We start from the raw sequence: 1586 nt of genomic DNA, 5'->3' as shown, positions 1-1586 counted from the left end.
TACGGATGGCCGGGCCTCGCTCGGCTACGACATTCTGGTCTACGCGATCGGCAGCACAACCGACACCGGCGCAGTGCCGGGGGCAGCCGAACATGCCTTCACCCTCAACAGCCCGCACAGCGCGCAGTGCGCATGACGGCAGTTATTGAGCCGCCGCGGCGATCCAGCTTGCGGCTTGGCTCAAGAGATGCACGCAGGTGCGGGTGGCCCTTGAGCGGCACCGCCCTTGAGGGCAAGAACATGTGAACCAGGAGCTGACCATGAGAGTGCTAGTAGCAGGAGCGACCGGAGTGATGGGCCAGCAGTTGGTGCCGCTTCTGGTCGGCGCGGGGCACAAGGTCTTCGCCATGACCCGGAACGGGTCGAACAAGGCCAGGCTGTCCGAGCTGGGCGCGGTGCCGATCGTCGCCGATGCGCTCGATCGCGGCCAGATCGAGGCGGCCGTGCGCGAGGCGAAGCCGGATGTGATCGTCCATCAGCTGACCGCCATCGGACACATAGACACACGCCATTTCGATCGCAGTTTCGCCGCGACCGACCGGCTGCGGATCGAGGGCACCGACAATCTCCTCGCGGCAGGGCGCGCGGCAGGTGTGCGGCGGTTCGTGGCGGCGAGCAATGGGGCGTTCACCTATGCCCGAACGGGTGGGCCGGTGAAGACCGAAGAGGACCAACTGGACCCGTCGCCGGTCAGCCAGATGGCCCCGATGATCGCCGCGATCGGGCATCTGGAGAGGGCTGTGCTGGGTGCCGACTGGACCGAGGGGATCGTGCTTCGCTACGGCGCGTTCTACGGACCGGGCACCTCGATGGAGCCGGGTTCCGAGCAGCTCGAGATGATCCGTAAGCGGAAGTTTCCGGTCGTCGGCGAGGGCGGCGGGGTGTGGTCGTTCATCCACATCGCCGACGCGGCTGAGGCGACGGTCGCGGCGATCGAGAACGGCGCTCGCGGGGTCTACAACATCGTCGACGATGACCCCGCCCCGGTCGCCGAGTGGCTGCCGGAGCTGGCCCGGAAGCTGGGCGCCAAGAAGCCGATGCGCGTGCCGCGGTTCGTCGGGCGGCTGGCCGCCGGGGAGGCCGGCGTCGTGCTGATGACCGAGCTTCGCGGCGCGTCGAACGCGAAGGCCAAGCGCGAGCTGGGCTGGCGCCCGGCGCACCCGTCCTGGCGTCAGGGCCTCCAGGTGTCATGACTCCAGGCCGATCCCGACGCCGCCCTCCCCCCGACCGTCTCCGACACGAACACGATCAAGCAGAAGCCCCACCCAACCAGCCACATTCACCGCTCCGAAACGACCACGAATCGCAATCGTGATCTCTCACCCCGCTACCTGGCGGTTAGGGACATGTTCGGGAACGGAGGGCCGGATAGGTGCGGTCCCCGTCTTCGATCATGCGGATGTCCTCGTCCGCGGCGCCGAGCCGGCGCAGCACCTCGTGCTCGTCGAGCCCTCTGTGTCAGGCTCTACTGAGACAAACAGGATGAACACCCCAAGCTGGTAGAGCAGGGCGAGAACAGGTACTACCTTCGGTGACCATGACCATGCACGACCTCCAGGACGACGACGCCGGCGATGGCCCTCGAG

At 67.3% G+C, this 1586-nt stretch carries 1 protein-coding gene; it reads left to right on the top strand.

Translation table 11 applies throughout. From position 1 onward, the window contains the following. Positions 1-260 precede the first annotated feature (260 nt). Complete coding sequence (locus EJK15_RS69195) at positions 261-1193, top strand: NAD-dependent epimerase/dehydratase family protein (protein ID WP_138720906.1); 933 nt, start codon at positions 261-263, stop codon at positions 1191-1193. The last annotated feature ends 393 nt before the right edge of the window (positions 1194-1586 follow it).

This window comes from Nonomuraea basaltis (assembly GCF_005893125.1).
GTDB lineage: Bacteria > Actinomycetota > Actinomycetes > Streptosporangiales > Streptosporangiaceae > Nonomuraea > Nonomuraea basaltis.
Note: the sequence above shows the minus strand (reverse complement) of the source record. Positions and strands in the feature narration are given on the sequence as shown.